This window comes from Streptomyces uncialis (assembly GCF_001905345.1).
In the GTDB taxonomy this organism is placed as follows: Bacteria; Actinomycetota; Actinomycetes; order Streptomycetales; family Streptomycetaceae; genus Streptomyces; species Streptomyces uncialis.
The window spans coordinates 947,928-971,808 of the sequence record NZ_LFBV01000001.1 but is presented as its reverse complement, the minus strand read 5'-3'; the positions used below and the strand labels follow the sequence as shown (position 1 = coordinate 971,808).

Annotated in this window: 11 protein-coding genes; 5 read left to right on the top strand and 6 right to left on the bottom strand. The window is 72.4% G+C overall.

What is annotated here, in order from left to right:
• Positions 1 to 138: 138 nt before the first annotated feature.
• Together AB852_RS04235 and AB852_RS38380 are read right to left on the bottom strand one after the other, a co-directional pair.
• Positions 139 to 2,850: a bifunctional serine/threonine-protein kinase/ABC transporter substrate-binding protein gene (locus AB852_RS04235; protein ID WP_073783646.1), complete on the bottom strand. Its 2,712-nt coding sequence runs from the start codon at positions 2,848 to 2,850 to the stop codon at positions 139 to 141.
• The gene (locus tag AB852_RS38380) at positions 2,847 to 3,836 is read right to left on the bottom strand and encodes a hypothetical protein (protein ID WP_143201174.1); all 990 of its coding nucleotides are present in this window, start codon (positions 3,834 to 3,836) and stop codon (positions 2,847 to 2,849) included. Before AB852_RS38380 ends, AB852_RS04235 begins: the two co-directional genes overlap by 4 nt.
• Positions 3,837 to 4,202: 366 nt before the next feature.
• On the opposite strand from AB852_RS38380, the gene AB852_RS04225 reads away from it, so the two are divergent.
• A complete protein-coding gene (locus AB852_RS04225; protein ID WP_073785387.1) occupies positions 4,203 to 6,848 on the top strand; it encodes a bifunctional FO biosynthesis protein CofGH in 2,646 nt (881 codons plus the stop codon).
• Between the two features lie 337 nt (positions 6,849 to 7,185).
• On the opposite strand, the gene AB852_RS04220 is transcribed toward AB852_RS04225, so the two are convergent.
• Both AB852_RS04220 and AB852_RS04215 read right to left on the bottom strand, forming a co-directional pair.
• Entirely contained in the window at positions 7,186 to 9,690 is a 2,505-nt protein-coding gene (locus AB852_RS04220) for a tetratricopeptide repeat protein (RefSeq protein WP_143201173.1), read from the bottom strand.
• On the bottom strand, positions 9,687 to 10,253 hold the full coding sequence (locus AB852_RS04215) for a hypothetical protein (protein ID WP_073783642.1): 567 nt from the start codon (positions 10,251 to 10,253) through the stop codon (positions 9,687 to 9,689). Before AB852_RS04215 ends, AB852_RS04220 begins: the two co-directional genes overlap by 4 nt.
• Positions 10,254 to 10,973: 720 nt before the next feature.
• Between AB852_RS04215 and AB852_RS04205 the strand changes: the two genes are divergently transcribed.
• Both AB852_RS04205 and AB852_RS04200 read left to right on the top strand, forming a co-directional pair.
• Entirely contained in the window at positions 10,974 to 12,557 is a 1,584-nt protein-coding gene (locus AB852_RS04205) for a CehA/McbA family metallohydrolase (RefSeq protein WP_073783639.1), read from the top strand.
• Between the two features lie 283 nt (positions 12,558 to 12,840).
• A complete protein-coding gene (locus tag AB852_RS04200) occupies positions 12,841 to 13,245 on the top strand; it encodes a hypothetical protein (RefSeq protein WP_073783638.1) in 405 nt (134 codons plus the stop codon).
• A 501-nt stretch (positions 13,246 to 13,746) separates the two neighbouring features.
• Here the strand turns inward: AB852_RS04200 and AB852_RS04195 are convergent.
• Positions 13,747 to 16,602, bottom strand: a complete 2,856-nt coding sequence (locus AB852_RS04195; protein WP_073783636.1) for an alpha/beta hydrolase — start codon at positions 16,600 to 16,602, stop codon at positions 13,747 to 13,749.
• A gap of 654 nt (positions 16,603 to 17,256) precedes the next feature.
• Positions 17,257 to 17,445, bottom strand: a complete 189-nt coding sequence (locus tag AB852_RS04190) for a hypothetical protein (RefSeq protein WP_073785385.1) — start codon at positions 17,443 to 17,445, stop codon at positions 17,257 to 17,259.
• 315 nt (positions 17,446 to 17,760) lie between these two features.
• Here AB852_RS04190 and AB852_RS04185 point away from each other — a divergent pair, with 315 nt between their 5' ends.
• Both AB852_RS04185 and afsR read left to right on the top strand, forming a co-directional pair.
• Positions 17,761 to 19,335 carry an APC family permease gene (locus tag AB852_RS04185; protein WP_073783634.1) on the top strand — a complete coding sequence of 525 codons (1,575 nt, stop codon included), beginning with the start codon at positions 17,761 to 17,763 and terminating at the stop codon, positions 19,333 to 19,335.
• Between the two features lie 630 nt (positions 19,336 to 19,965).
• Entirely contained in the window at positions 19,966 to 23,316 is a 3,351-nt protein-coding gene (gene afsR, locus AB852_RS04180; RefSeq protein WP_079184276.1) for an SARP-family global regulator AfsR, read from the top strand.
• Positions 23,317 to 23,881: the final 565 nt, after the last annotated feature.

Sequence of the window (23,881 nt, the reverse complement as noted above, 5' to 3'; positions counted from 1 at the left end):
CGTCCTGAGACTTCCCCCGCCGCCCGAAGGCTTCTCCGCCGCCCTGGGGCTTCCCTGCCGTACCAGGACTTCCCTGCCGTCCCAGGGCTTCTCCGCCGCCTCCAAGGCTTTCCCGCCGTCCCAGGACTTCCCTGCCGTCTAGGACACGGTCGGCGGCCGCATCGGCGCCGGGCCCACGTAGTGGAACGCGCCGTTCCTGACCTGATGGAGATACACACCGGCCGACGCCGCGTACTCGCCGGTCTCGGGCTTGAACGACATCGCCTTCGCGACGCCCAAGAACTTCGCCGCGCGCAGCGGCTCGATCAGCGCGCGCGGCTCGGGGCGCTTGCCGCCGTCCGCTGCGCGCTCCAGCTCCCGGATCAGCAGGTTCACCGCGTCGTACGCCTCGACGGCCCACAGACCGGGCGCCGCATCGAACCGCTCGCGGAACGCGGTGGCGAACCGGCGCACCCTCGGGTCGCCCGGACCGATCGCCCCGGCGGTCACCGTCCAGCCCTCGGCGGCCTCCCCCGCGTCCTGGAGGAAGGTCCCGCCGAGAGCGGGCTCCGCCGCGAAACGGGGGCCGTTGAAGCGTCGCTCGGCGAGCGTGCGGGCAAGTCGGGCGGCACCCACTGACGGACCGCAGTACACGAACGCGTCGCAGCCCGCGTCCAGCATGTCGTCCACCACGGGCCCGAACCCGTCCCCGATCGACGCGGGCACCACCCTCGGGTACGCCGGTCTGCCCATCTGGCGGAACATGTAGTTGGCCATGGTGGAGTACATCCAGGCGAGCGTCTCGTCGCCGCGGTCCTCGATCAGCCCGGTCCTGCGGGGCGGCTTGTCGAGGCCCATGACCTGGTACGTGATCCCGGCGGCGGCGATCGTATGCGTCGGCCGGGCCCTGAGGAACATGCTGGAGGTGCTCTGTTCGGGCAGGGTCTGGCCGTTGGAAACCGTCACCATCGGGATCAGCGCGCCGTCGTAGACGGGCAGCGCGGCATCCGTCGTACGGTCACCGCTGGACGCGAGGACGGCGAGCACGTCCCGGTCGTCGGCGATCCGCTGGGCCGCTGCCGCCGCCCGGTCCTGTCGGCCCTCGTCGTCGGACGTCCGCAGCGTCAGTTCGAACGAACGGCTGCCGCGCGCGTTGTACTGCTCCACGGCGAGCCTCGCCCCGCTCTCCTGTGCCCGCCCCACGGCTCGTCCGGGACCGGACAGATCTCCCTGGACACCGATGGTCCAGCGGCGGGCGGGCTTGGCCGGTGTGCCACCGGAGCCGCCCGCTAGCGCGGCCCAGAGACCGACCCCGCCGCCCGCGGCGAGCACGGCCGCGCCGGACGCGAGGGTCAGGAACCGGCGACGGCCGGCGGGGCGGCCGGGCACCGGGCCGGACGGTGTGGCGAGGGTGCGTTCGATGTCGGGCAGCGCGAGCATCGCCGTCGACCGGTCCGCGATCATCCGGACCACCTGCGGCGGCAACCAGTCCGCTGTGCCGTCCGGCAGGTCCTCGCTGAACGCGGCGGCCACCTCGGCGGCGGTGGGCCGCTCGGCGGGGTCCTTGGCCAGACAGCGGCGCAGCAGGGCGAGCAGGGCGGCGGCGGGGGTCGTCGGTGCGGATGTCTGTGCGGGGGTGGCCGGGACGGGTTCCGGTTCCGGGGCGGGGGTGGCCGTCGTGGGTGCCTGTGGCTGCGCGTGCGGTTGTACCTGAGCCAGTGGCTGGGGCTGCGCCTGGGCGGGGGTATGCGGTGTGGGCGTAGGGCCGGGGTCCGTGGGCGTGGGGCGGATGTCCTGAGGGGCGTCCATGGGCTGTGCGGAGGTGGCCGTGCCGTCCCCGGTGGCCGTGGTGCCGTCGGGTGCCCTGCCTGCGGTGTCGGCCGCGTTCCCTCGGTCGGCGCCTGTGGCACTGTCCTGCGTCGGCTCGGGGTCGGCGTGCGTGGCGCGGTCGCGTGCGGGTCCGGGGTAGGCGCCCGTAGCGCGGTCCCGCGTGGGTCCGGGGTCGGCGTGCGGCTCCCCGGCGCCGGACCGGAAGGCGACGCGTGGGTCGAGGGCGCGAGGCCCTTGACCGGCGTCACGGCCTGCCCCGCCGGGGCCCCCGTCGGCGGACGGAACGCCCGGGGACGGCGCAGGTGCCCCGCCGGTCGCGGCCTCGTCCGCGATGCCCGCCAGATCGGGTTCGCCGTGCACCGTCCGGTACAGCAGCGCGTCGGGTGCCCCGAATCCGAACGGGGGACGACCGGTGACCGCGTAGGCGAGCAGACAGCCGAGAGAGAAGATGTCCGACGCGGGTCCGAGATCGACGCCGTCCGCGCGGGCCTGCTCGGGCGCGAGGAAGCCGGGTGTCCCGATGACGAGGTCCGCCGAGGTCAGCGCGGTGTCGTCGAGGGAACGGGCGATACCGAAGTCGATCAGCCGGGGCCCGTCCACGGCGAGCAGGACGTTACCGGGCTTGATGTCGCGGTGGACGAGTCCCGCCGCGTGCACCGCGTCCAGCGCGCCCGCCAGCATCTTGGCGAGGACACGGACACTGTGCACCGGCAGCGGCCCACAGGCCATGACCGCTTCCTGGAGGGCGGGGCCCGGGACGAACGCGGTGGCGAGCCAGGGTTGATCGGCGTCCAGGTCGGCTCCCGTCACGGGCACGGCCCAGGGGCTGCGGACCCGGCGGGCCGCGTCGGCCTCACGGCGGAAGCGGGTACGGAAGTCCTCCGTGTCGGCGTGCTCGGCCTGGATGACCTTGACGGCGGCGAGCGCACCGGACTCCGCGCGGGCGAGGTACACGACGCCCATACCGCCCGCGCCGAGCCGGGCGAGCAGCCGGTGTCCACCGATCGAGGAAGGGTCCTGGGGCAGCAGGGGCTCGGTCATTCGGTCCCTCCCAGAGCGTTCTTGAGGCGGTTCACCATGGAGGTCATGGCCTGTATCTGCGCGGTGGTGAGCTCCAACGGGGTGTGGCCCTTGCCGCCCTTGACGACGACGGAGACCGTCACCGTGCCGAGCCGCGACTGGTTCCACGCGTAGTGCGCGGGAGCCCCGCCGCCGCTCTCGTCGATGAACTCGCCCCGCTCCATGAGGGAGTCGTCAGCGGTGAGATTGGCGCTCTGGCCGAAGGCGGAACCCAAGGACATCAGCTGCTGGACGCGTTCGCTGCCACCGAGCCGCTGGTCGGGGCAGCGCAGGGCCTCCTCCAGGGTCTCCGCCATCTCCCAGTCGGCTTGGGACGTGGTGCGGTGCACGGTCACGGTCGAGGAGATCCGGACGAGCCCCTTGGCGCCCGAAGCGGGTAGCTGACCTCGCCGGGTGAAACTCGCGAGCACCGTGCGGGGCAGTCCCTCGCGCTGCCAGTTGCAGGAGGTGTCCAGGACGTTCCAGTCGCCCGGGTCGCTCTCGTAGGGGGTGCCCTTGCCGTAACCACGCCCGTACTCGGTGGGCCGGGTGATCACGGCCCGCGCGAGGGTGAGGGCGTCCGCGCGGTTCCTCGGGACGAGAGCGGGGTCGGCCACGAAGTCGGGCGTGGGTGTGGTGTCCGGGGCAGGGGTGGCGTCGGGCGCGGCCGTACCGCCGGGCTCGCCGGACGCCGTACCGCCCTTGTCGCCGCCCTCCGACCCGGCTGATCCGGCCGATCCGGTCGGCCCGTCCCCGCTCGTAGCGGCGCTGGGACCACCGCTCGGGCCCGTCGTCCCCTCAGCGCCCGTCGTTCCCTCGGTGCCGGTCGGCTCCTTCGTACCTGTCGTCCCCTTCGAGCCGCTAGCGCGGTCCCCCTCCGGTTCGTCACCGGAGCCGCACCCCATGAGCAGCGCTCCGCACAAGCCGATCACGATTCCGGCCCTGATGGCCGCGCGAGCAGACCTCACGTACCCCACCTGTCCCCCAACCGCCCCTCGCCCCTGAGAGCGCCGGCCCTGTCCCCATGGGCCCTGCGACGCAAAGGCATTTCAACGATCCCGCCCCCTGCGACGATCCACGTGGGTCCGTGGTTCCGCTTGTTACGGCTTCGCCACCCCGCCGTGAACCGCTGCGGAAATCACGGTACGCCGGTATCGATCGGCCCGTGCGGGCCTGTGGATAACTTCGCCGGAGGCGATCCGGGCGACCACCGGGTGACCATGGCGGAGATCCGCCGATGGACGGTGCGATGGCCGGATCGGGCCGTCCGAGGAGGTCGGGGGCGGGGTGAGGCACCGCAGACGGTGTCGGTGTCCGCTCGTATGCTCGACGGCATGACTGATCCACAGGCCGTGCCCAGCTCCGCCGCCCCCGGAGGTTCCGACCGGCCGGGCGGTGCGGCGCCGACCGCCAACTCCATGCGGCGGGCGCTGAGACGTGCCAGGGACGGCGTCGCGCTGGACGCCGGGGAAGCCGCCGTCCTGCTGCAAGCGCGCGGGGACGATCTGCTGGATCTGTCGGCGTCGGCGGCCCGGGTACGTGACGCGGGTCTCGCGGCGGCGGGGCGGCCCGGGGTCATCACGTACTCGAAGAGCGTGTTCATTCCGCTCACGCGGCTGTGCCGGGACAAATGCCACTACTGCACGTTCGCGACCGTGCCCGGGAAACTGCGCCGCGCGGGGCACGGGATGTTCATGTCGCCGGACGAGGTCCTGGACATCGCGCGCAAGGGCGCCGAGCTGGGCTGCAAGGAGGCGCTGATCACCCTCGGGGACAAGCCCGAGGACCGGTGGCCCGAGGCCCGCGAGTGGCTTGAGGCGGAGGGCTACGACGACACCATCGCGTACGTGCGCGCGATGTCGATCCGCATCCTGGAGGAGACCGGGCTGCTGCCCCACCTCAACCCGGGCGTCATGTCCTGGACGGACTTCCAGCGGCTGAAGCCCGTGGCGCCGTCCATGGGGATGATGCTGGAGACGACGGCGACCCGGTTGTGGAGCGAGCCGGGCGGCCCCCACTACGGCTCCCCCGACAAGGAACCGGCGGTCCGGCTGCGGGTCCTGGAGGACGCGGGGCGCAGCTCGGTGCCGTTCACCAGCGGGCTGCTCATCGGGATCGGCGAGACCTACGAGGAGCGCGCGGAGTCGCTGTTCGCGTTGCGGCGCGTGGCGCGGTCGTACCACGGCGTCCAGGAGCTGATCATCCAGAACTTCCGCGCCAAGCCGGACACGGCGATGCGCGGGATGCCCGACGCGGAGCTGGACGACCTGGTGGCCACGATCGCCGTCGCCCGGCACATCATGGGCCCTTCCGGCTGCCTCCAGGCACCGCCGAACCTGGTGGACGCGGAGTACGCGCGTCTGATCGGCGCCGGGATCGACGACTGGGGAGGGGTGTCACCGCTCACACCCGACCATGTCAATCCCGAGCGTCCGTGGCCGCAGATCGACGAGTTGGCGCGGCACTCGGAGGCGGCCGGTTTCGCGCTGCGGGAACGCCTGTGTGTGTATCCCGAGTTCGTGCAGCGTGGTGAGCCCTGGCTCGATCCCCGGCTGATGCCGCACGTGAACGCCCTCGCCGACCCGCTGACGGGTCTCGCCGCCCCGGACGCCCGTCCGGTCGGCCTTCCCTGGCAGGAGCCCGACGAGGGGTACGTGGCCGCGTCGGGGCGTACGGACCTCCACCGCACCATCGACACGGAGGGCCGTTCGTCGGACCGCCGTGACGACTTCGACGCCGTGTACGGCGACTGGGAGGCGTTGCGGGAGGCCGCCGTACCCGGCATGGTCCCGTCCCGGATCGACGGCGACGTGCGCGGCGCGCTGCGGACCGCGGCCGACGACCCGACTCGGCTCAGCGACTCCGAGGCGCTCGCGCTGCTGCACGCGGACGGTCCCGCGCTGGACGCGCTGTGCGTGGTCGCCGACGATCTGCGGGCGTCGGTGGTCGGGGACGACGTGACCTATGTCGTCACCCGGAACATCAACTTCACCAACGTCTGCTACACAGGCTGCCGTTTCTGCGCCTTCGCCCAGCGCCGTACCGACGCCGACGCGTACACGCTCTCGCTCGACCAGGTCGCGGACCGCGCGGCACAGGCGTGGGAGGTGGGCGCGGTCGAGGTGTGCATGCAGGGCGGGATCCATCCGGACCTGCCCGGCACGGCGTACTTCGACATCGCGCGGGCCGTGAAGGAGCGGGTACCCGGCATCCATGTGCACGCGTTCTCCCCTATGGAGGTCGTCAACGGCGCGAGCCGTACGGGCATGTCGATCCGTGAATGGCTGACCGCCGCGCGCGAGGCCGGGCTCGACTCGGTGCCCGGTACGGCGGCGGAGATCCTGGACGACGAGGTCCGCTGGATCCTCACCAAGGGCAAACTCCCGGCGGCGACCTGGACGGAGGTCATCAGCACCGCGCACGAGCTGGGCATCCGTTCGTCGTCCACGATGATGTACGGGCATGTGGACCAGCCCCGGCACTGGCTGGGGCATCTGCGGACCCTCGTGGGCATGCAGGAACGGGCCCTGGAGAAGGGGGTCGAGGGCTTCACGGAGTTCGTGACGCTCCCGTTCATCCACACCAACGCCCCGGTCTACCTCGCGGGTATCGCCCGTCCCGGCCCGACCACCCGCGACAACCGGGCGGTCACCGCGATGGCCCGGCTCCTGCTTCACCCGCACATCCGCAACATCCAGACGAGCTGGGTGAAGCTCGGTGCCGAGGGCGCAGCCGAGATGCTGCGTTCCGGGGCGAACGACCTCGGCGGCACGCTGATGGAGGAGACCATCTCCCGGATGGCGGGCTCCAGTTACGGCTCGTACCGCTCCGTCAAGGATCTGGTCGCCATCGCGGACGCCGCCGGCCGCCCGGCCAAACCCCGCACCACCCTCTACGGCGAGGTGCCAGAGGAACGGCAGCGGGCCGCGGCGGAATCGGACGGTCACCTTCCGCAGCTGCTTCCGCTGATGGAGGAATAGGGGCGGGGTGGGGCAGGGCAGGGGCGGGCCGGGACGGGACGGGGTGAGCCGGGACGGGGTGAGCCGCTCGGACTTTGAGACTTTTCACCCCGTTTCGTAGCCATTTGCCCAGGTCTTCGAAATCGGTCCGGCCGGATCGGGAACCCGGCGGCGCCGGGCGGTGTACCAGAGATGAAGCGGTGCGGATTTCGCACCGGAAGAACCTCCGGGGACTTCGCCCGGACACCGGCGGGGAGGCATCGATGGAAGTGCTGCGGCGGTTCGTCGCCCTGATGGCGTCGCTGGCTCTGCGACAAGTACTCGTGCCGAGCACGGCGGATGGGGCCGTGCACCACGGTCAGGGCTGGGCGGTGCGGAGCCGGTCCAGCGCCGCACGGGCCCTGGCCGTTGAAGGGTGGGCATCACCGAGGACCCGCTCGTACAGCGGGAGAAGATCCGTGAGCATCCGGGCCGCTTGCCCGATATCCCCGGAGAGCTCATGGACCCGGGCGAGACCGGCACGGGTGTCGAGGGTGTCCGGATGCAGTGCGCCGAGCACCTGGTCGCTGTCGCTCAGCAGGGTCTCCAGCAGATCGGCGGCCCGCGTCAGCTCGCCACCCCGCCGGTAGGCGTAGGCGAGATTGCTGCGCGCGCCGAGAGTGTACGGATGTGTGTCCCCGAGGGCCTGTCGGCACTGGGTGAGCACGGTTTCGTAGAGACGGGTCCCGCGGTCCTGGTCTCCGGCGGCGACGTAGGCACCGGCAAGGTTGTTGCGGACCGCGATCGTTGCCGGGTCAAGGTCACCGAGCACCCGCTCTCGCTTCGAGAGCGTGTCCTCGTACAGCTCGATGGCGCGGTCGAGGCTATCGCTGTCCTCATAGACAGAGGCGAGCGCGTTGCAGGTCATCAGGGTGTCGGGATGGTCGGCGCCGAGGATTCGAGCCCGCTGTTCCAGCGTGGCCTCGTAGAGCGCGCGGGCGCGTGGAAAGTCCCCCGTTCCCGCGAGGCCGAAGGCGAGATTGTGCCGGCTGGTGAAGGTGGCGGGGTGTTCGGCGCCTTCGGTGCGCTCACGGTAAGCAAGGATCACCTCCCGCAGCGGCAGGGCGGGGGCGAAGAGTCCGGCGCGGTACAGATGGTCGGCCGCGGTGACGAAGAGATCGACGGACCTGTCGGTGAGGTGGTGCCGCGGGGTGTGTGTGGCAAGGGCGGTGATGTGGGGCAGGAGCCGGGTCTGCCTCTCGGTGGCCGTCGGGGCGACTCCCTCACCCTCCGGGACGGCATCGTGGAGAAGCCTCTCGGCAGCGGTGAGTCCATCGGGACGGACAGGGCCTGATGCCGTCGGCCGTGCGCGGTCGGCCTCCGCGACGAGCCGGGCTCGCAGGGCGGCTTGCACCAGGCGGTGCACCCGCAGACCGCCGCCGCGCGTGAGGGTGACCATCGTGTAGGCATGGAGAACGCCGATCGACTCGTCAAGGGCGTCCGGGTCGGGACCGTCGAGGTCGCCGTCAGGGGTGACGGGATGTCCGGGGCTTCCCGGTCGGTCGGGGCAGCCGGGGTGGCCAGGGAGTCCAAGGCGGCCGGCTTCGGGGGAATCGAGCCCGGGGGCAGGGCCGAGGGCCAGGGGCGAAAGGAGATCGCGGGGGATGTCGTCGGGCGCCAGCCAGGCAACTGTGTTCAGGACGGATACGGCGAGAGGGTCTCGGGCGGTGACGGCCCGCAGGGTGTGCTCCCAGAGCCGGGCGACGGTGCGTTCGGGTTCGATGGCATCGGTGCGTTTGGCCAGCATCCGGCGCAGACCTCGACGGTAGGCGTCCATGTCCTTGCCGGTCTGGTGGATGTACGAGCCGGCCTGTTCCAGGGCGAGGGGCAGATGGCCGAGTTCGTCCGCGAGAGCTGCGGCGGCGTGGCGTTCCGCCGGGGCGGGAGTCCGCCCGCTGTATGCAAGGGCGCAGAGCAGATCGGTCGAGGCGGCGGGGGTCAGCGGCCCGAGGGGAAGGGCGGCGCCAATGGTGTGCCAGCCCGTGGCACGACGGCTGGTCGCCAGCGCGTGGCCGCCGGAGAGGGCGCCGAGGTAGGGGTGAAGGTCGGCAGGGTTCTCGACGTTGTCGAGCACGAGCAGCCAGCCGGGGTGCCACTGGAGCCAGGTGAGGGACCAGGCGACCCGTTCCTCCGTGGTGGCCTCGCGGGCCCACAGCGGGGCCAGGCGTACGGCGAGGGAGGCGAGTCCCGCTTCGATGGCCGCGGGAGCGGTGGCGGTGATCCACCAGACGAGGGGATAGGCCGCGCGGTATCCGGAGGCGTAGTGGAGGGCGACGGTGGACTTGCCGATTCCGCCGAGGCCATGGATCGCGACGGTGCGGGTCGCGCGGGAGGTGGGGAGGTCGGGGGCGGGGGCCTGGGTGGCATGGGAGTTGGTGGCATGGGGGTCGGCGGCCCGGAGGTCGGTGATGGGGTGGGTCGCAGCGGCGGTCGGGGAGCTCGACGCGGCCGGGTGGCCGGGCTCAGGGCCGACGGCGTGCTCTGCCGGGGGATGCGCGGGTGGCGCGAGGCGATTCGGAGCGGTGAAGAGGGAGCGGAGGAGGGTGAGGGTGTCGTCGCGGCCGGTGAAGGTGGCGGGGGGCGGACCGGGGAGGTTACCGGTACCGGGCGGGGCCTGGGTTTCCCGGGCCGAGTGGGCCGCGTCGGCAGGAAGGACGACGACCCGGGCGTGGTCGCCGGTGATGGCAACGCCGATCGCCTTGGCGGCGATGGCCCGGGTGCCCGAGGCGTGGACCTGTGGAGCGGCGGCAGAGGGTGCGGAGTCGGCTGAGTCGCCCGGGGAGTGGTCAGGTGGCCCGGGGTTCTCGGGCACAGGCCGGGTCAACGTCGGACGGTGTTGTGGTCGCCGGTGACTGCGGTGCCGATGTGGTGTCCCGCGATCGACCGTTCGCCGGAGGCGGTGACGTTCATGGGGGCGGGCTCGGGGGTCGGGGCGGAGCGGAGGAGGGTGAGGAGTTCGGCGCGGAGGTCCGGGTCTTCACGGAGCGCGCGTTTGATGTGCTGGCGCAGGGCCGCCAGGGAGTCCGGGTCGTCAGGGGTGGCGGCCGCTTCGGTGACGACCGTCTCCAGTTCTCCGCGGGCGCCGGCCGGGCGGTGGGACCAGATGGTGTGCAGGACCCGGAGACCGAAATGGTGGGGCGAGGCGTTGTGGGGCCCCGCGGCGGGCTCCAGGGTCCGGATCGGCTCGGCCGTTCCGTTCGACTCGCTGACGGTGTGGGGGTGCGGGGCTTCATCAGGACGGTGGGTCGTCCGGAGGGGCGGAGCGTCGGAGGAGGAAACGGAGAGCAGAGCGAAGCGCGGTGGCGGGGAACCCTCGCGATGGGAGGCCATCGCCGCCGAGAGATAGGGGCTCAGTTGTTCCATGAGCGAGGTGGCACCGGGCTCCATCGTGTTCCTCCCCCTCCCGCCGCCGTAGGACGGCGTGTCCGGGACCGAGGGTATGGGGTGGCGCGATCCACAGATAGACCACCGGACCCCACGAACTCGCCTATGGGTTAGGCGTGTTCAACAAGAGCCGTATGAGTGCGACGAAGGGAGAAGAGGGCTGACGGGATGACTTGCCTGCCTTGCGTTGGTGGGTGGTGCGGCGTGCGGGGGTTGCTTCTGCTGGGAGGGCGGTGATGGTGGTCGGCGGCGTGGTAGCCGTCGGAGGCCGGTGCCAGGTTCGGCGGTCAACGTCTCGCGTTCCAGGGGCATACCTCATCGGGGTCTGATTTTCCCGCGTGTTCGTGGTCGGTGGCGCCGTCGATCGGGTGGCGGCTGCCGGAGCCGCGGGGGCAGGGGCCCTCGTACCGCCTGGACCGCGTGCGTACTTCAGTACCCCTACCGAGTTCCTCGGCGAACAGCACGCCTTGCGGGACCGCAGACAATGCGTCGCGGTGCCCACACTGCTCCTGGCGTCGGTTCCTCGACTGCGCCTCTCACGCTCACCCTGCGCTCCCTTCACCGTCCCTTCTCGCCGCGACGTTCCTCCGCTGCCGTAACAGCACCGTCTGACCCAGCCTCGGCCAAGCGGGCCACCCCCCGAGCCCGAGCACCAACAGGACCAGCACCAGCATCAGCAGGACCGGGACCAAGACCAGGACCAGACCTAGGACAGGAGCTCGCATGGACGTGACTTCGGTGGGTGGGGCTTCGGCGTTCGGTCGGCGGGCGTTTGTGGTGACGGGGGGTGCTGTCTCGCTCGGGTGGGCGGCTGGGGGTGTCGCCGGTGCGGAGGGCGGGGCGGGAGCAGAGGCGAGGTCGAGGCCTGGAGTGGCGCCGGGGACGGGGGACAGGGTGACGTGGACGATTCGGGGGACGCTTCCGCCGGGTGCGCCGGATTACGTCTATCTGCCGGTCGATGTTCCTTCCGGAGTGCGGGAGTTGCGGGTGGCGTACCGGTACGACCGGCCGGTGGTAGCGCCCGGTACGGCGGGCAACGCGCTGGACATCGGGCTGTTCGGGACGGGGGGCGTCGCGGCGGGTGGGGCGGGGTTCCGGGGCTGGTCGGGGGGTGCCCGTACGGAGTTCTTCGTCCGGGGTGACGACGCCACACCCGGGTATCTACCGGGCCCCGTGGACGCGGGCCGTTGGCACATCGTGCTCAGTCCGTACACGGTCGCGCCGGGCGGGCTGACGTACGAGGTGCGGGTCACGCTGGTGCCGGGACCGCCCGCCGCACCCGTTCCGGACCCCCGGTATCCGCCGCAGCGGGCACGTGGGCGGGGCCGGGACTGGTACCGGGGCGACTGTCATCTGCACACCTGGTACTCCGACGGCCGCCGTACCCCGGAGGAGGTCGCGGCGCTGGCGCGCGCGGCGGGTCTGGACTTCATCAACTCGTCGGAGCACAACACCCACGCGGGCCACCGGCACTGGGCGGGGGCGGCGGGTGACGACCTGCTGGTGATGCTGGGCGAGGAGGTCACCACCCGCAACGGGCATGTACTGGCGATCGGCACCGACCCGGGCACGTTCGTGGACTGGCGCTACCGGGCCCGGGACAACCGCTTCGGCCGGTACGCGGGGGTGATCCGCCGCGCGGGCGGGCTCGTCGTACCGGCGCATCCGCACGCCACCTGCGTGGGCTGCGCGTGGAAGTACGGGTTCGCGGAGGCCGACGCGGTGGAGGTGTGGAACGGCGCGTACGGGGCCGAGGACGAGGCGGCACTGGCCGAGTGGGACAACGCGCTGGTCACAGGGGTGCGGGGTGGGCGGCGCGGATGGCTTCCGGCGATGGGCGGCAGCGACGCGCACCGGGATCCGGAGCCGGTGGGGCGGCCTCAGACGGTGGTCCTCGCGGACGATCTGACCCGGGTGGCCGTCCAGGAGGGTATCCGGGCGGGGCGCAGCTATGTCGCGGAGTCCGCGTCGGTACGGGTCGACTTCTCGCTGGTGGACGGGCGGGGCCGTCGGGCGGGGATCGGTGAACGGCTGACGGTCGGGCCTGACGCGGCGGTGACGGCACAGTTGACGGCTTCGGGGGTGCCGGGCTGCACGGTCCGGTTCGTGACGGACCGGGGCGCGCTGTACACCTCGCCGGTGGTGGGTCCGTCCGGCGAGGTGGCGGTGCGGTGGACGACCACTTCGTCGTACGCGGCGTACGTCCGTGCCGAGATCCGGCACCCGTCCGGGGCACCGGGTGGACAGGGACCGTCCGGCCCGCTCGCCGCGTTCACGAACCCGGTGTTCCTGGACCCACCGCCGTGACGGACACTCCGCAGCTGACGGACGCCCCGCACCGAGCGCAGACGTCCCCCCACGCCACCCGCCACCCGCCACCCGCCACCGAGCACGGCAGGACACAACAGCACAGGGATGTACGTCCGTGTCGCGTCACAGCCTCGTCACCCGACCGCAGCAGCCATGGTCCTGCCGTGGGGGCGGTGATTGGATCAAGCGCATCGGGGCCGCCACCGGCATGGCAAGGGGGAAGCCGGTGGCCGACCAGACCCCGGGGGGACCTTCGATCCACTGTGATGGGGAAGTACACATGAGGAAGCTGTTGGGAACCGCCGTCGTCGGCGTCGCACTGATGGGCACCGCGTTGACCGGTGGTGCCGCAGTGGCGGGCGGGGTGGACACGGCCCGTTCCGCGCCGGTGACGGTGGCCGAGGCCGGGTCCGCACCGGCGGGACCGGTGGCCGCGGCGGCGAGTTGCAGCAAGACCCTGGGGCCGATCAAGGCCAAGGAGAGCGTGAAGTTCCGCAAGTCCGCGAAGCTGAACGCGACCGCGCTGGGCGTGTGGGGCAAGGGCCAGAAGGGCGAGGTCTGCAATGACGGCAAGGCGTCCCGAGGGCAGTCCTACCGTCTCTGCGGCAAGTCGAGCGACAAGTGGTACTACGGCCGCACCGACCGTGTGACCGGATGGGTCCCCGCCGCCTGCATCAACTGGTAGTACCGCGGCGCACGGATCGTGCGCGAACGCACAGGTAGTGCGGCGCGACCGGTAGTGCGGCGCGACGCCTTGCGCAGGGCACCCGTCACCGGAACTCCGGGGCGGGTGCCCTGTCCGCTGCGCCATCTCCCGGCCGACGGCGCAGTCCGCTGCGCCACGGCCCCGGCCGACGGCGAACCGTCGGCACCCGACCGCGGACCCCCACCACCGTGCCGGCACCGGCACCGGCACCGGCAGACACCAACCGCAGACGGGCCCACCGCAGACCGCAGACGAGCGGACCGCAGACGGCAACCGGCAACCGGCCCCGACAGCGGACAACGGACAGCCAGCAACCAACCACCGGCCCCGTGGCCACGGCCACCCGACCCACCACCCGACCCGGGAACGCCACCCGACCCGGGAACGTCACCGAACCCGACCCCCGACACCCGGGAACGCCGTCGCCCCCGGGGTCGGATCGAGATGACCCCGGGGGCGACGGACCGGTGGAGCTGTCGGTTACGGGGTGTCCCGTACCGTCCCGGTGTGGATGTCACCCTCGATGGGGTTCCACTCGGCGTCGTGCACGATCTCCTGGAGCCGCAGGGTCTCGTCCGTCTCGGCCACCGAATCGGTGACCGTCGGGACGGTGACGTCCGCGGTCAGCGCGCCCGCGGCGAACATCACGGGCAGATACGCGTCGCCCTCCCACAGACGCGACAGCGGCACCTCCGGGGTGGGAGGAGTACCGAACTGGGCGTCGAGCCAGGTCGGGTCCACGTCGCGGGTGGACAGTTCGGTACCGCCGGTCGCGGGAAGGAGCTTGAAGGCGATCCCGTACAGCTCCACGTCGGCGGCCTCCGAGAGCTTCACCCGCCAGCTGAGGGCCTGCCCCTCGGTGACCTTGTCCGCGACCGGGGCCACGGAGATCTTCGGCATCGGGTCGTCGTTCCGGACGAGCACCCCGCCGCTGTGGGCGCCGACCGCCACGCCCCGTACGGCCTTCACGAAGGCGCTCCGCGCGGAGTCGTAGGCGAAGCGGGTGTTGCCCTCGACGGTGATCGGGACGTCGACGGCCTGGCTGCCCGGCTTGACGGTCACCGTGCGGGCGGTGGTAGCACCCGTCTCGGCGTCCTGGACGAAGACGCGCACCTGGCCGCTGCCGTGCCCGGTGATCTTGACCGGCACCCGGAACGTCCGGCTGCCCGAGTCGCCCTCCTTGACCGTGAGCCGGCCGAGGTCGACCCGCGGCATCTTCGCCGTACCCGCGGCGGGCGTACCGGGACGCCAGCCCCACGCGTCCATCAGCCAGGCCTTCCCGGAACCGGTACGCGGCGTGAGTTCGAGGGACGCCGCCTTCCGCAGGTCCAGTCCGGCACGGACCGCCGCCTTCAGCGGTACGCGGACCTCACGGGCCCACGCGGACGTGGTCCGGTCGGTGCCCGGGATTCCGTCGATCCGGACCTGGCCGAGGTGGGCCTTGCGGCCCGCCGCGTCGGTGAGCCGGACATCCAGCTTCGTGCCGGTGCTGTTCTGCGGGACGATCACCCGCAGGGCGAGCGACTCGGATCCCTTGACGGAGAACTTCTTCGCGGGGGTCGCCTTCAGCGGGGTGCCCGCCCGGTTCCAGTTCATCGCGATCGCGTGCCGTCCGGGCTCCCGGGCGGTCTCCCAGAAGGCGAAGTGCGGTGAACGCGCGCTGCCCTCGAGCGGCAGGCACGCCTTGGCCGGGTCGGGGTCGATCTGGGCGCAGAGACGTCCGCCCGTCACCTTGGTGGAGGCGGAGGGCAGCACCGCGGGGACGCGGTTGCCGCCGACGGCGTGCGTACGGACCTGCGCGGGTCCGGCGGACGGGGCCCGCCGGTTCGAACCGTCCAGCAGCGGACGGACCTTGTCGTCACCGGCGACGAACAGCCGGGCCGCGGCGGCGATGTACGTGGAACCGGCGGTCTGCTGCTGCTTCGCCGTCAGCCGGGTACGGGTGCCGGGCGCGCAGACGGCGTCGCGGGTGTCGTCGGAGTCCCAGTCGTCCCACGCCGGGGCGACGGCCTGGCCGGGAGTCCACTCGGTGTTGAAGAAGTTGTGGTTGGCGCCGACCATGTACACCGAGCTCTGGAGGGCCTTGCCGCGGCTCACCGCGCGGGTGCCGTCGGCGTAGATCTGGCCCTGGAGGTCGGACACGTCCCCGTCGCAGCCGGGCAGCAGCGTCACCGACGGGACGTCGGGCGCGGGGTTCTGGCCGAAGATGGTGGGGCCGATGAGGACAGTGCCGCGGATCTTCCAGCGGACCGGGCCCTTGTAGCCGTCGCGGTCGGCGGGCGCCGGGTAACGGCTGTCCAGTGCGGCGCGGTTGACACCCTCGCCGCCCCGGGAGTGCCCGACGAGCAGCACCTTGTCGAGGTCGGCGCGCGGCAGCTTGCGGAGGGCGGCGGGAGCGCTCGCCGGGTTCGCGGACCAGCCCGCGAGCCGGGCGAGGTGCTGCCGTACGAGGGACGAGCGGGCCTGTGCGCCCGCGTCCTCGATGCTGTGGTCCTGGCCGTTGATCCCGTTCGCGGAGATCGAGACCGTGACATAGCCCTGGGAGGCGAGGAGTCGCTGGTCGTGCAGATAGCCCTTATGGCTGGGGATCGGCTTGAAGCCGGTGTCGCAGGGCCATGAGCCGGTCTCGTTCTGCGCGTTGTAGCAGGTGCTGTGCCGGCCGTGCAGGAACAGCGCGACCGGACGCTTGCCGGGCGCGTCCTTCGGGCCGACGACCGTGGCGGTCATCTCGACCTTGCGCGGGAAGTCCGGCAGCTTCACGGACGGCAGGGTGTAGTCACCGCTGACGGTCCGGTAGCGGCCCTTGGTCCCGGGGTCGACCGGGTTGGCCGGTGCGGGGCTCGCCGCCTGCGGCGCGGGTCCGGTGCCGCGCCGGTCGCGCGGGGCGCGTTCGGCCGCCTCGGCCTTCCCGGCCTGGTCCAGTCGGCGCCCCCCGGCGAGCACCTTCAGCGCGTCGTCCGGGCCCACCTCGGCCGAGCCGAGCGGCAGCCGGAAGGTGCGCTGGTCCTTGTCGGGCGCGGGCGCGCCGAGCACCCGGTCACCGGCGTGGAACTCGACCCGGGCGTCCCCCATCGGGACACGTTCCGGCGCGGTCCATACGAGGTGCCGGTCGGCGCCCGCGCCGGTTATTCGCCAGCCTTCGGGGAGCTTGCCCCCCGGTTGACGAGCCCCTAGTCGCTGGGCCGCCGGTTGCGTACCCTCCGCTTGCTGGGCCGCCGGTGCGGAACCGGGCGGTGCGGGCGTCTGCCCTGGCGAGGCGTACGCCAGTTCCGGCGCCCCCGCCGCCAGCGCGAGAACCGCCACGGCGGCGGCTCCCTTGCGCGTCATTCGGATCAAGGTGGTCCTCCTTGCTGATCGGTGGTGCTGAGCCTCCGGGCACCGCCCGGAGGCTCCCCCGTCCCCCCGCCCGGAGGACGGTTCCCGCCGGTCGGGGGTTGCCTGCCGCGGGAGGGCGGCTGCGAGGCGACGGGGGCGGATCGCCGTACACGCGGGGGCGGTTGCCCGGCGCACGGCGGTGAACGGGGCCCCGGCGATGGCCGCCCGGGACGGGCCGAGGCACAGGGGATGGTGGTGCCGGTACGCACGGCACGTTTCACGGCGCCCTCCCTGTGCCGGTGCCGGTACCCGGGGGCCGCGAAGCGCCGTCCCCTCTCCGACAACCGGAGGACGGCTCCCGCACACCGATGGTTGTACGGTCGGCGGCGGGTCGGGCACCGCGTCGGGATTCCGGCACGCGGCTGTGGATACGTCAGCGGCTAAGGCGGGTTGACGCCCGTACGGTCACGGGTGGCGGTACGTGACAGGGGCCTGGCACACGGAACGGGTACAGGTACGGGTACACGTACGACCGGTAGGAGCGGGCGCCGGACGGGCACCGGCGGGCACCGGGGAGTGGGCGGGCACCGGGAGCGGGCGTCAGGGCAGGAGAGGTCGACGCCACCGCCGCAGGTGACCGGGAACCGGGGACAGCGGACCGGGAACCGGCGGAGGTCAGAAGGGGGGCTCCCGGCGCTCGTAGTCCTTGGCGGTTCCGCCGTGCTGGTCGACCCACCAGGCGATACGGCAGTCGAGGCAGGTGTAGCGCCACCGGGGAAGCCGGGTCTCCGGGTCGGTGGCCTGCGCCACGATCACGCCGGTGTTGCCGCACTGGACGCAGCGGACCTGCCTCTGAGCGTTCACGTCCGTCAGTGTGGCAGGGCACGGACCGGGGTGGTTCCCGATCATGGCAACGGACGCTTCGCGGGGTCTCGGTCCGGCCACCGCCCAGGAATTCTGGAAGCCCCCCAAACCGGACACACCTACGGTTCCCGCACCACCCATGGACCAGCAACCGACCTTGCTAAGGATGATCACCCGCCCTACGCGACCTTGGAATCCCCACCCCACACGCGCAGCCACCGCACCATCCCAAGGATGCCACGCCCTCATCACCCCACCACCAAACGGAACTTCGCCCTCCCGTTGACGGAAACCGCAGCGCTTAACCTCCTGTTCATGACTCAGGTGGAAGCACGGCCTCCGGCCGGGGACCCGGTCCGGGGCGCCACAGGGCCCGGCGGCGGAGGCGCGGACGTACCGGACAAGGGGCTCGGCGGGAACTCCGTCGGACTCTTCGGCAGTGCCGTCATCGGCATCTCCACGGTCGCCCCGGTCTACTGCCTGACCTCCACCCTCGGGTCCACCGCCGGCGAGGTCGGGCTCCAGATGCCCGCCGTGTTCCTCGCCGGGTTCCTGCCGATGCTGCTCGTCGCCTTCGCGTACCGCGAGCTGAACCGGGCCGTCCCCGACTGCGGCACCTCCTTCACCTGGACGGTGAAGGCGTTCGGTCCCCGGGTCGGCTGGATGTGCGGCTGGGGTCTGGTCATCGCGACGATCATCGTCCTGTCGAACCTCGCGGGGGTGGCGACCTCGTACTTCTGGCTGCTCGCCGGGGAACTCACCGGCAGCGAACGGATCGCCGCGCTCGACGGCGACAAGGCCGTGCACATCGTCACGGTGCTCGTCCTCGTCGCCGCGGCCACCGCGATCAGCTACCGGGGCATGACGGCCACCAAGGGCGTGCAGTACACCCTGGTCGCCCTCCAGCTCGTCGTCCTCGTCGTCTTCGTGGCGCTCGCCGTGCAGAAGGCGCGGTCCGGCGCCTTCACCACCGGTGCCGACTTCTCATGGTCCTGGCTGAACCCGTTCGCCGTGCAGTCCTTCGCCGCGTTCACCGCCGGACTGTCCCTGTCGATCTTCATGTACTGGGGCTGGGACGCCTGTCTCACCGCCAACGAGGAGACCGTCGGCAGCGACCGTACGCCCGGCCGCGCCGCCCTCGTCGCGATGGTCGTCCTCGTCGGCTCCTACCTCGCGACCGGGGTCGCCGCACAGATGGCGGTCGGCTCCGGAACGTCCGGCCTCGGACTCGCGAACCCCGACACCTCCGACAACGTCTTCGCCGCGCTCGCCGGTCCCGTCATGGGCGGCGCGCTCGGGGTGCTCCTGTTCGTCGCGGTCCTGGCGTCCGCCGCGGCGAGCCTCCAGACGACGTTCATCCCCGTCGCCCGGACGGTGCTCGCCATGTCCGCGTACGAGGCGCTGCCCGCGTCGTACGCACGGGTGCACCCCCGGTACCGGACACCCGGACGGGCGACGATCACGGCGGGGATCGCGACCGGGGTGTTCTACACGGTGATGACGCTGGTCAGCGAGCACGTACTGGTGGACACGATCTACGCGCTCGGTCTGATGATCTGCTTCTACTACGCGCTGACCGCGTTCGCCTGCGCGTGGTACTTCCGGGCGGAGCTGCGGAACTCGTTCCGTGACCTGATGTTCAAGGGCGTCTTCCCGCTGCTCGGCGGAGTGCTGCTCGCGGCCGTCTTCACGAAGACGCTGATCGACATGTGGAACCCTGCGTACGGTTCCGGGTCCGCCGTTCTGGGGGTCGGGTCGGTGTTCGTGATCGGGGTGGGGCTGCTGGTGCTGGGGTTCGGGATCATGCTGGTGATGCGGCGGCGGAGCCCCGCGTTCTTCCGGGGCGAGATCCTCACCAAACAGTCCCCGGCCCTTGCAGTACCGGACTGACCCCCCTTCCCTGTGCTGGGCGTACCTGTTCCTGCTCCTGGCCTTGCCCGTCATCCGCGGAACCCCCTTCCTCGCGGACTCGCGCTGCTGCGGGAGGGGGTGGGCGGGAATCTCTGCCCGCAGACTCCGATGCTCTTCAGCAGGACAAGAGGGACGTCCGACCGAGCGCGTTGGAGCGAGGACGGAGAATCCCGACCGGCCCCGACCCGAAGAACCGACCGGATGCGCCCCAAAGGGGCGCGGGGAACTGCGCAGAACCACCGAACGACGGCACAGGGACAAGTGCGTCCAGCAGGAACGAGAACCGCCCCGCACCCGAAGAGCGACGAACAGAGGCAGCATCCAGGGGCGCGGGGAACTGCGCAAAACCCACGGACGACGGCACAGAAACGAAGTACGCCCCGCCGGACGGACCTGGGAAGCGCAAGCGAAGGCGACCCGTCGGGAACCGTTCGCGCGCGTACGCGCCTCCTCCTTGGGTACGACCGCAGATACGGGGCGGGCGAGCGCACGGGCGGGCCCCTGACGTCCGGACTCTGTGACAGGTACATATCCAAGCTGACGCATCAGGCCTGAACAAGGCAAACTGGCGGCAGCCCACAGACACGTCGGGAACGGCAGGGGGACTGTATGGACGGAGAACCGCGAGTTCCGGGTCAGCGTCATCCGGTTGAGGCTCCCGCTCACGGCGCGTCCCCGGTCTCCGGCGGCGCAGCCGGGACGTACCGCGCCAGGACGGACGGCGGCGGTCGCGGAGTGAGCGGCGAGGGCGGCGAGGGCGTCCGGACCGGCGAAGACGTCCGGACCGGCACCGCCCGCGACGCGACAACTCCGGCGCCCCGCACCACGGCCACAGCGGACGCGGCCCCGGACACACCCACCGCCGGAGGCGGCCCGGTCCACCGGGTCACGTCCGGCCCTCACCCCACCCCGGCAGCAGCCCCCAGCGCGCACCAGGCCGTCAGCGGCACCCCCGGCGCCGACGCCAGCCCACAGCCCACCCCGGGCCCGGGCGCCACCCGCACCACCACCGCAGCCACAACCGCCGCCGCAACCGCAACCGCAACCGCAACCGCCGCAACCGCCAAAGCGGAACTACGCTTCGGCGTGCTCGGCCCCGTGCGCGCGTGGCGCGGCGGGGAGGCCCTGCCGATGGGGTCCCCCCAGCAACGCGCCCTGCTCACCGCGCTGCTGCTCCGCGAGGGCCGGATGGCGACCGCCGCCCAGCTCATCGACGCCCTGTGGGGCGACGAACCCCCGTCCCAGGCACTCGCCGCGATCCGCACGTACGCCTCCCGGCTGCGCAAGGCCCTCGGACCGGGGGTCCTGGTCAGCGAGGCGGGCGGGTACGCGGTCCGGATGCCGTCCGACGCGCTGGACCTCTCGTACGCGGAGGACCTGGCCGCCACCGCCGAGAAGGCCCGCAGCGAAGGCGATCTGCACCGCGCCCGGACCGTGCTGAACCAGGCGCTCGCCCGCTGGGACGGCGAGCCCCTCGCCGGTGTCCCCGGACCGTACGCCGCCACCCAGCGGACCCGGCTGGAGGAAATGCGGCTGCAACTCCTCGAAACCCGGCTCGACATGGACCTCGAACAGGGCTGCCACGCCGAAGCCGTGTCCGAGCTGACCGCCCTCACCGCCGCGCACCCCCTGCGGGAGCGGCTGCGGGAACTCCTCATGCTCGCGCTGTACCGCAGCGGACGGCAGGCCGAGGCGCTCGCCGTGTACGCCGACACCCGGCGGCTGCTCGCCGACGAGCTCGGTGTCGACCCGCGTCCCGGCCTCAGCGAACTCCAGCAGCGCATCCTCCAGGCCGACCCCGGCCTCGCGGAGCCGTCCGCCCCGGCCGCGGAACCGGCCGTCACCCTCGTACGTCCCGCCCAGCTCCCGGCGACCGTCCCGGACTTCACCGGACGGGCGTCGTTCGTCTCGGAACTGAGCGACGTACTGTCCACCGCCGAGGGCCGGGTGATGGCCGTGTCCGCCGTCGCGGGCATAGGCGGGGTCGGCAAGACCACGCTCGCCGTGCATGTCGCCCACCGCTCCCGTACCCGCTTCCCCGACGGTCAGCTGTACGTCGACCTCCAGGGCGCGGGCCCCCGGGCCGCCGAACCCGAAGCAGTCCTCGGGGCGTTCCTGCGGGCCCTCGGCACCCCGGACACGGCGATCCCCGAGACCCTGGAGGAGCGCGCCGCGCTGTTCAGGTCCATGCTCGACGGGCGCCGCATCCTGATTCTCCTCGACAACGCGCGGGACGCCGCGCAGGTACGGCCGCTGCTGCCGGGCACCGAGGGGTGCGCCTCGCTGATCACCTCCCGGGTGCGGATGGTGGATCTCGCGGGCGCCCATCTGGTCGACCTCGACGTGATGTCGCCGGAGGAGGCGCTTCAGCTGTTCACGCGGATCGTCGGGGCGGAACGCGTCGCGGCGGAACGCGAGTCCGCGCTGGACGTGGTCGCCGCGTGCGGATTCCTGCCGCTCGCCATCCGGATCGCCGCGTCCCGGCTCGCCGCGCGCCGCACCTGGACCGTCTCCGTCCTCGCCGCGAAGCTCGCCGACGAGCGGCGCAGGCTGGACGAGCTCCAGGCCGGTGACCTCGCGGTGAAGGCGACCTTCGAACTCGGCTACGGCCAGCTCGAACCGAACCAGGCGCGCGCCTTCCGGCTGCTCGGTCTCGCCGACGGTCCGGACCTCTCGCTGGCCGCGGCGGCGGCTGTCCTCGATCTCCCCCAGGACGACACCGAGGACCTCCTCGAAGCCCTCGTCGACACCTCGCTGCTGGAGTCCGCCGCGCCGGGCCGCTACCGCTTCCACGACCTCGTCCGCCTCTACGCGCGGGCGTGCGCCGAACGCGACGAGCAGCCGAACGCCGAGCCGCCGGCCGCCCTGACCAGGCTCCTCGACTTCTATCTGGCCACCGCCGCCGGGGTGTACGGCCTGGAGCGGCCCGGTGACCGCACGGTCGACCATCTGGCACCGACCTCGTACCCCGGGCTACGGTTCACCGACAGCCGGGCCGCCCTGGACTGGCTGTACGCCGAGGCCGACTGCCTGCTGGCCGCCGTCCGGCAGGCCGGCCAGTCCGGTGCCCTGCGCAGGGCGGTGGACCTGCTGCTCGCGGCGAAGGACCTCGCGGAGACGGGCGTCAGCGCCCGGCGCTACGAGGCCGCCGCGACCGCCGTGCGGGACGCGGCGGCGGCCGCCGGTGACACCTGGGTCGAGTCCCGCGCGCGGACGACACTCGCGCAGGTGCACAGCACGGCCGGGCGTTTCGCGCGCGCCGACGAGGAGGCCGCGCGGGCGTTGCCCCCGGCGCGGACCGCGCACGACCCCTGGGTCAGCAGCAACGCGCCCAACGAACGCGGCATCATCGCCCTGTACGAGGGGCGCCACGAGGACGGCGAGCGGCATCTGGGCGAGTCCATCGCCGCGTTCCGCGCCGACGGCAACCGGCCCGGTGAGGCCAGCGCGCTGTGCAATCTGTCCCGTATCCATCTGGCCGGGGGCCGCACGGAATCGGCCGTGCGTCTCGCCGGACAGGGCGTCGCGATCTACGACCAACTAGGACTCACCCTGCGGCTGGCCAACGGCCGCTACGCGCTGGGGATGGCGCTGACCCAGGCCGGACGGCTGCCCGATGCCCTCGACCAGCTCACCGGCGCCCTGGCCGTGTTCCGCGCGTCGCGGCAGCGGCTGTGGGAGGGGATGAGCCTGTTCCGGCTGGCGGAGGCGCATCTCGCGGGGGACCGCCCGGCGCAGACCGCGGTACTCGCCGAGCAGGCGCTGGTCGCCCTGCGGCAGATCGGCGGCGAGTGGCGGCGCGGGAACGTCCTCACCCTGCTCGGACGGGCCCTGGCGCGGCTCGGGCAGAGCGACCGGGCACGTGCCTGCTGGTCGGAGGCCCTCGCCATCTACGAGGAGCTGGGCTCCTCCGAGGCCACGGAGGTACGGGCGTTGCTGGCGCCCATCGCCGCGGCGTGACCCGTGCGTGTGCCTTGCGGGTCCTGAGCGGGTCCTGAGCGGGTCCTGAGCGGGGGTCCCTAGCGGGTCCTGAGCGGGCGCTGGACAGGGTGCAGGGTGCTCAGGCCAGGCGCTGGGTCCCGGGCGCTCGGCTGGTCGCGGGTGGGCCCTTCCGCGCCCGTGCGGGCTGCTTGACCGCCTCGGTCGGGCCGAACCTCCCGGATATGGGACAGGGTATGGGACAGATACGGGACCGATACGGGCGGGAAGCCGCCCCGGTTCACCCGGTTCACCCAGGCCATCCGGGACACCCAGGCCATCGGGAGCGCCGATGACCGCTCAGGGTGGACAACCCGGCACCGCCCTCTGACCGTCAGGCACGGTTCGATACGGTCCGGCACGGGGGGGGAAGGGGCGAAGATCAGCCAGCCCAGCCATCGGGCACCACCGGGCAAACCGCCACGATTCCCCGCGTTCATCGTTCGTTTATCGCCGCACGCCACTGTGTACCGCATCGGCCCGCCGCAGCGGGGGGCAGGCGAGCCGGTTCAGGCCACACCGTTCTAAGGTGTACGGCCCGAACGCT

Bases quoted from the DNA above. Each gene is read 5' to 3' on its own strand.
- AB852_RS04185 (WP_073783634.1), top strand. From the start codon at position 17,761: ATGACTCAGGTGGAAGCACGGCCTCCGGCCGGGGACCCGGTCCGGGGC.
- AB852_RS04225 (WP_073785387.1), top strand. From the start codon at position 4,203: ATGACTGATCCACAGGCCGTGCCCAGCTCCGCCGCCCCCGGAGGTTCC.
- AB852_RS04235 (WP_073783646.1), bottom strand. From the start codon at position 2,850: ATGACCGAGCCCCTGCTGCCCCAGGACCCTTCCTCGATCGGTGGACAC.
- AB852_RS04200 (WP_073783638.1), top strand. From the start codon at position 12,841: ATGAGGAAGCTGTTGGGAACCGCCGTCGTCGGCGTCGCACTGATGGGC.
- afsR (WP_079184276.1), top strand. From the start codon at position 19,966: ATGGACGGAGAACCGCGAGTTCCGGGTCAGCGTCATCCGGTTGAGGCT.
- AB852_RS04215 (WP_073783642.1), bottom strand. From the start codon at position 10,253: ATGGAGCCCGGTGCCACCTCGCTCATGGAACAACTGAGCCCCTATCTC.
- AB852_RS04205 (WP_073783639.1), top strand. From the start codon at position 10,974: ATGGACGTGACTTCGGTGGGTGGGGCTTCGGCGTTCGGTCGGCGGGCG.